Consider the following 7,019-nt stretch of genomic DNA (forward strand, 5'->3'; position numbering starts at 1 on the left):
CGAAAATGATTTCCACGATACAGAAAAAGGAGTTCGTCATGGTTACGACCGTTCCCGCTAAACGCGGCAGAAAACCTGCTGCAACCACCGCTGCACAACCTGGCGGACAGGTTCAATCCCTGACGCGCGGCCTGAAGCTGCTGGAATGGATAGCCGAATCGCATGGTAGCGTGGCCCTGACGGAGCTGGCGCAGCAGGCTGGCCTGCCGAACTCCACCACGCACCGTCTGCTGACCACCATGCAGCAGCTGGGCTTCGTGCGTCAGGTGGGCGAGCTGGGACACTGGGCGGTGGGGGCGCATGCGTTTATTGTCGGCAGCAGCTTCCTGCAAAGCCGTAACCTGCTGGCGATTGTCCACCCGATTTTGCGCAAACTGATGGAGGAGTCCGGCGAGACGGTAAACCTGGCCGTGCTGGATCAGAGCGATCACCAGGCGATTATCATCGACCAGGTGCAGTGCACGCAGCTGATGCGCATGTCCGCGCCGATTGGCGGCAAGCTGCCGATGCACGCCTCTGGCGCAGGGAAAGCGTTTCTCTCGCAGCTGAGCGAAGAGCAGGTAACGGGTCTGCTGCACCGTAAAGGTCTGCACGCCTACACCCACGCCACGCTGGTGTCGCCGGTGCATCTGAAAGAAGATCTGGCCCTGACCCGCAAGCGCGGCTATTCGTTTGATGACGAAGAACATGCCCTGGGCCTGCGCTGCCTCGCGTCCTGTATATTCGACGAGCATCGCGAGCCGTTTGCGGCCATTTCCATTTCCGGGCCTATTTCACGCATGACCGACGATCGCGTCACCGAGCTGGGCGCGCTGGTGATTAAGGCCGCGAAAGAGGTCACGCTGGCGTATGGTGGGATTCGTTAAACGTGCATTGCCGCCTGATGCCCTCACCCCGGCCCACTCCCACAGGGAGAGGGAGAAAAGCGGATGCAAAACCGCTGCTTACGGCGGTAAGCGTAGACATCTTCCACGTGCCCATTTTTGATCCGCGTTTGCAGCCCGCGCCAGTAGCTGGCGCGGAACAGATCGGCATGCATCTCTTCAAATAACGGCCCGATACGCGGGTCAGCACAAAGCCAGTGGCGAAACTCCTCCGGAAACACATCGCCCGGCGATACGCTGTACCACGGCTCGCTGGACAGTTCATCTTCCGGGTAGCGCGGCGGCGGGATATCGCGGAAGTTCACCTCGGTCATGTAGCAAATTTCATCGTAATCGTAGAACACCACCCGCCCGTGACGGGTGACGCCGAAGTTTTTAAACAGCATGTCGCCGGGGAAAATATTGGCGGCGGCGAGCTGGCGAATCGCATTGCCGTACTCTTCAATGGCGTCTCGTAAAGCCTGGCCTTCGGACTGCTCCAGCCAGATATTTAGCGGCACCATCCGGCGCTCGATATAGAGATGGCTAATCGCAATCTTATCGCCAAGATCGGTAATTTTCGTCGGCGCTTCCTGCATTAGCAGTGACATCAGCGCCGGATCGATCTGCTGCTTATCCAGCACAAAGTTTTCAAATTCCTGGGTATCCGCCATGCGCCCGACGCGATCGTGCTCTTTAACCAGCTGATAGCAGGCACGAACGTGCGCGGCGCTCATCTCCTTCTGCGGGGCGAATTTATCCTTAATCACCTTAAACACGCGGTCGAAGCCCGGCAGTGTGAAAACCAGCATCACCATGCCGCGAATGCCTGGCGCTTCGATAAACTGCTCATCAGCCGTGGTGACATAACGCAGATATTCCCGATAGCTTTCCGTTTTGGCATGCTTCTGACAGCCAATCGCCATATACAGCTCGGCGGTGGTTTTGCCCGGCAGGATCTCGCGCAGCCACTCCACCAGGGCGGCAGGCAGTGGGGCATAGACCATGAAATAGGAGCGGGCGAAGCCAAATACGATACTGGCCTCAGCGCTGGTAGTCAGGCAGGTATCGACAAACAGTTCGCCGTCGTCGGTACGGTGAATGGGCAGCAGAAACGGCACGATGGCTGTCGGCGTAACCAGTTTGCCCACCAGCCAGGCGGCCTTATTCCGGTAGAAAAGCTCGTTGGCAACCTGCAAATGGCTGCGGCTGAGCACCTCCTCGCCGAAGGTTTCACTGAGATATGCGTGGATATAGCCGATATCCCGGGGTTTATTCTCCCACGGCAGGCGCAGCGGCAAATCCGTTAAGACGCGGTGCAGGAGCTTTTCCCAGCCGCGATCGGGAAAGAAGTCTTTCGCCAGCGGACGCGGAATGGTACGGAAGCGGCGCTCCGGCTGGGAGCTGAAGATAAATAACCGCTCAGGAGATAATGAGCGGTGGTCAAATAACCGGCAATAGACGGAGTTAAAAAAGCTCTCCGCAATCTCGAAGCGCGGGTAGTCGGGTAACAGATGGGTGTAGTGCTCTTTCACGCGCAGTAAAAATTCCGCATCCGGGTTTTTACCGTCGGTAATACAGCGCAGCTGTTCCACCACCAGACCTACGTGGTGATCATAAAGATGGATACGCTGCTTCATGGCCTGCTGAACCGCATGCCAGTCGGCGTGTTCGAAACGCTGTTGCGCGCCGGAGGTGACTTCCAGAAAGCGGCCATACTGGGCATCGAAGCCCTGCAAAATAGTTTGGGCAATCAGTAATTCCAGACCACGCGACATATATTCCCCCTCACCCCAACCCTCTCCCCGAGGGGGGAGAGGGGGAAAAGATTAGAACTGTGCTTCTTCCGTCGAGCCCGTTAATGCCGTGACGGAGGAGGCCCCGCCCTGAATAATCGTGGTCACATTATCGAAGTAGCCGGTTCCCACTTCCTGCTGGTGCGAAACGAAGGTATATCCTTCTTTGCCCGCCGCAAATTCTGGCTGCTGTACCTTCTCAACATAGTGTTTCATGCCTTCGCCCTGCGCGTAGGCGTGCGCCAGGTCGAACATGTTGAACCACATGCTGTGGATACCCGCCAGAGTGATGAACTGGTACTTGTAGCCCATATCTGACAATTGCTGCTGGAAGCTGGCGATGGTCGTATCGTCCAGATTCTTTTGCCAGTTGAAGGACGGCGAACAGTTATAGGCCAGCAGCTTGCCCGGATACTTCGCATGAATCGCATCGGCAAAGCGCTTCGCCAGCGCCAGATCCGGCGTGGAGGTTTCACACCAGACCAGGTCGGCGTAAGGGGCATACGCCAGGCCGCGGCTGATCGCCTGTTCAATACCGGCATGTGTGCGATAGAACCCTTCGCTGGTACGTTCGCCGGTAATGAATTCGCTGTCATACGGGTCGCAGTCAGAGGTGATCAGGTCCGCCGCGTCAGCATCGGTACGGGCAATCACCAGCGTCGGCACGCCGAGCACGTCAGCAGCCAGACGCGCGGCAACCAGCTTCTGGATCGCTTCCTGGGTTGGCACCAGCACTTTCCCGCCCATATGCCCGCACTTCTTCACCGACGCCAGCTGATCTTCAAAGTGAACGGCCGCTGCACCGGCCTCAATCATGGATTTCATCAGCTCAAAGGCGTTCAGCACGCCGCCGAAACCGGCTTCCGCATCGGCGACGATCGGCAGGAAATAGTCGATAAAACGCGGATCGTGGGGTTCGATACCCGCAGCCCACTGGATCTGATCCGCACGGCGGAAGGTATTGTTGATCCGATCTACTACTGACGGCACCGAGTTCGCCGGATAAAGAGATTGATCCGGATACATGCTGGAGGCAAGGTTAGCATCCGCCGCGACCTGCCAGCCGGAAAGATAGATAGCCTCAATGCCAGCCTTCGCCTGCTGCAATGCCTGACCGCCAGTCAGTGCGCCGAGGCTGTTGATATAGCCTTTTTTGGACCCCCCATGCAGCAGATCCCACATTTTCGCCGCGCCGTTCTGCGCCAGCGTACATTCCGGGTTAACCGAGCCGCGTAACTTCACCACTTCCTCTGCGCTGTACGGACGGCGAATGCCTTCCCAGCGCGGTTGGGTCCACTCTTTTTGTAACTCTTCGATCTGTTGGGTACGGGTTTTCATGTGCAGATGCTCCATATTGTTATGTGGTGAATTACGCCAGGAAGCGGTAGCCCGGCAGGGTCAGGAAGTCGATTAAGTCATCAGAGGTGGTGATTTGCTCCATCAGACGTGCTGCATCGTCAAAACGCCCGCTGCTGAAGCGGTGTTCGCCCAGTTCGTCCTGGATGACCCGCATCTCTTCGGCCAGCATCTGACGAAACAGGGCTTTGGTTACCGGTTTGCCGTTGCTGAGCGTTTTTTGATGATGGATCCACTGCCAGATGGAGGTACGTGAAATTTCCGCCGTGGCGGCATCTTCCATCAGGCCGTAGATCGGCACGCAGCCATTGCCTGAGATCCATGCCTCTATGTACTGCACGGCGACGCGAATGTTGGCGCGCATCCCCTCTTCCGTGCGTTCGCCCGCACACGGCGCCAGCAATTGTTCTTCTGCGATTGGCGCATCGTCTTCACGGGTGACAAACAGCTGGTTTTTGTTGTCGCCGAGTACGCGGTTAAAGACCTCCATCGCCGTATCGGCCAGACCAGGGTGGGCAATCCACGTCCCGTCGTGGCCATTACGGGCTTCCAGCTCTTTATCGGCTTTCACCTTGTTGAGCACCTGATTGTTACGCTCTGCATCTTTGCTCGGGATAAACGCCGCCATACCTCCCATCGCAAAGGCGCCGCGTTTGTGGCAGGTCTTAATCAGCAGGCGCGAGTAGGCGCTGAGGAACGGTTTATCCATGGTGACAACCTGACGATCCGGCAATACCCGGTCGGCATGGTTTTTCAGCGTCTTGATATAGCTGAAGATGTAATCCCAGCGTCCGCAGTTCAGGCCCACAATATGGTCACGCAGCGCATGGAGGATCTCATGCATCTGGAATACGGCAGGCAGGGTTTCAATCAGCAGCGTGGCCTTAATGGTGCCGCGCGGCAGGCCAAAGCGGTCTTCTGCGTAGCTGAAAACTTCACTCCACCACGCCGCTTCCTGCCAGGACTGGGTTTTCGGCAGATAGAAATAGGGGCCGCTGCCTTTCGCCAGCAGGTTTTTATGGTTGTGGAAGAAGTACAGCGCAAAGTCGAACAGGCTGCCCGGAATCGCTTCTCCGCGCCAGGTAACGTGTTTTTCTGGCAAATGCAGACCGCGTACGCGACAGATCAGCACCGCCGGATTCGGTTTGAGCTGGTAAATTTTACCGGCTTCGTTGGTATAGCTGATGGTGCCGTTGACGGCGTCGCGCAGGTTGATCTGCCCGTCGATAACTTTCTGCCAGTCCGGCGCGAGGGAATCTTCAAAGTCCGCCATAAATACTTTGACGTTGGCATTCATGGCGTTGATCACCATTTTGCGCTCTACCGGACCGGTGATCTCTACGCGACGATCCTGTAAATCTTCAGGGATTCCGCGAATTTTCCATTCACCATGACGAATGGAAGCGGTTTCCGAAATAAATCCTGGCAACGTGCCGTTATCGATCTCCTGCTGTTGATGAATGCTTGCCGCCAGCAGTTTATTACGCTGTGGCGTAAAGCGCGTCACCAGTTCAGTCAGAAACTCTACCGCTTCTGCCGTCAAAACTTGCTGTTCTTGCTCACCATTCGGCTGGGTAAAGGTCAGTTCATCGACCGTTGTCGCCTGTTGAGTCATCGTTCTGCTCCTCATCAAAGATCCAAAATCACGCCCCCGATGCGAGCGAAAGATCGTTGTGTAGTTTTCGCTCAGCAGAATTAAGACTATCTATAATTTTTCCAAAATCAAAAACTATTTCCATTTTAATTTATATCTGATTGCAACTGCATGATTAATATGGAATTAAAGTTTTCTTCGAGGTTGAGTTGGATTTCGGAAATAAAAAAGGCACCCGAAGGTGCCTGATCTGAATAGCTGAAACGCTTTAGGATCGTTTAATGCAGACGATTACTCCAGCGTCGGATTCATGTGTCGCAGATCGTACGGCGTAATCTGGTAGACGTAATAGTTGAGCCAGTTGGTAAACAGCAAATTTCCGTGGCTACGCCAGGTTGCCCGAGGCGTGTTTTGCGGATCATTTTTCGGGAAATAGTTGTACGGGACATCCGGATTCAGACCCGCTTCAACGTCACGAAAATACTCTGACGCGAGGGTATGCGGATCGTACTCAGGATGGCCGGTAACGAACGCGATGCGTTTGTCTTTACTGGCGAACAGGTAGGCATCGCCGTCTTCCGTTTCGGCCAGGATTTCCAGGTCGGTGTAATCGCGGATCAGCTGTGCCGGAAAATCGGCGTAGCGAGAATGCGGGGCCAGGAAAGTGTCATCGAAACCACGCGTCAGCAGCGCATGCGGATGAAGAATGTGGTGTTCGTATACGCCAGAAAGTTTGTCGCTGCGGGTTTGCTTGGGAATGCCATAGAGGATATTCAGCGCGGCCTGTACCGCCCAACAGACAAACAAGGTGGACGTGACGTGATCTTTTGCCCACTCCAGCACCTGCCTGATCTGTGGCCAGTAGGCAACGTCATTAAATTCCACCAGACCCAGCGGGGCGCCGGTGACGATCAGTCCATCGAAATTCTCATCGCGAATATCTTCAAAATTACAGTAGAAGTTATTCAGATGCTCAGCAGGCGTGTTGCGTGACTCACGCGCGTCAATGCGCAGCAGCTGGATATCAACCTGAAGCGGAGAGTTGGAGAGCAAACGCAGGAACTGGTTCTCCGTTTCGATCTTCTTTGGCATCAGATTAAGGATCAGCACCTTCAGCGGGCGAATTTCCTGACCAGAAGCACGCGAAGTTGTCATTACGAAGACATTCTCTTCACGCAAGAAATTGACGGCTGGTAGCTCGTCCTGCACCCGAATCGGCATAACCTTAAATCCTCACAGCATACGTATAAACGTTTAGACATCCAGACAGCTAACGATACCCAGAAACGGGGTTAATGTCGAGTCTGCAAACGAAAGGTGAGAAAGTTTCAAGGAGGAAAAGCATGTAGGGCGGGTAAGGCTGGGCCACCACCCAACTTTTCAGAACGTGCAAAGCAAAAAACCCCGCAC

At 55.3% G+C, this 7,019-nt stretch carries 5 protein-coding genes; 1 reads left to right on the plus strand and 4 read right to left on the minus strand.

Annotation, left to right across the window (positions count from 1 at the left end; all coding sequences use genetic code 11):
- Nucleotides 1–38: 38 nt before the first annotated feature.
- Nucleotides 39–866 (plus strand): glyoxylate bypass operon transcriptional repressor IclR, encoded by an 828-nt coding sequence (gene iclR, locus INF61_RS16025; protein WP_022646720.1) that lies wholly within the window; start codon nucleotides 39–41, stop codon nucleotides 864–866.
- Nucleotides 867–889: 23 nt separating this feature from the next.
- Here the strand turns inward: iclR and aceK are convergent, their stop codons facing one another.
- The 4 genes from aceK to metA form a co-directional block, all read right to left on the minus strand.
- The gene (gene aceK, locus INF61_RS16030) at nucleotides 890–2,641 is read right to left on the minus strand and encodes a bifunctional isocitrate dehydrogenase kinase/phosphatase (RefSeq protein ID WP_193547907.1); all 1,752 of its coding nucleotides are present in this window, start codon (nucleotides 2,639–2,641) and stop codon (nucleotides 890–892) included.
- A 51-nt stretch (nucleotides 2,642–2,692) separates the two neighbouring features.
- Nucleotides 2,693–3,997 (minus strand): isocitrate lyase, encoded by a 1,305-nt coding sequence (gene aceA, locus INF61_RS16035; protein WP_023295753.1) that lies wholly within the window; start codon nucleotides 3,995–3,997, stop codon nucleotides 2,693–2,695.
- 31 nt (nucleotides 3,998–4,028) lie between these two features.
- Nucleotides 4,029–5,630: a malate synthase A gene (gene aceB, locus INF61_RS16040; protein WP_193547908.1), complete on the minus strand. Its 1,602-nt coding sequence runs from the start codon at nucleotides 5,628–5,630 to the stop codon at nucleotides 4,029–4,031.
- 270 nt (nucleotides 5,631–5,900) lie between these two features.
- The gene (metA, locus tag INF61_RS16045) at nucleotides 5,901–6,830 is read right to left on the minus strand and encodes a homoserine O-succinyltransferase (protein WP_017382604.1); all 930 of its coding nucleotides are present in this window, start codon (nucleotides 6,828–6,830) and stop codon (nucleotides 5,901–5,903) included.
- Nucleotides 6,831–7,019 lie beyond the last annotated feature (189 nt).

Origin of the sequence: Enterobacter cloacae complex sp. P18RS, assembly GCF_014982105.1 — a bacterium.
GTDB lineage: Bacteria > Pseudomonadota > Gammaproteobacteria > Enterobacterales > Enterobacteriaceae > Enterobacter > Enterobacter hormaechei_C.

Excerpts from the sequence above, each read along its gene's own strand:
- aceK (WP_193547907.1), bottom strand. The coding sequence starts at position 2,641 with ATGTCGCGTGGTCTGGAATTACTGATTGCCCAAACTATTTTGCAGGGC.
- iclR (WP_022646720.1), top strand. The coding sequence starts at position 39 with ATGGTTACGACCGTTCCCGCTAAACGCGGCAGAAAACCTGCTGCAACC.
- aceA (WP_023295753.1), bottom strand. The coding sequence starts at position 3,997 with ATGAAAACCCGTACCCAACAGATCGAAGAGTTACAAAAAGAGTGGACC.
- metA (WP_017382604.1), bottom strand. The coding sequence starts at position 6,830 with ATGCCGATTCGGGTGCAGGACGAGCTACCAGCCGTCAATTTCTTGCGT.
- aceB (WP_193547908.1), bottom strand. The coding sequence starts at position 5,630 with ATGACTCAACAGGCGACAACGGTCGATGAACTGACCTTTACCCAGCCG.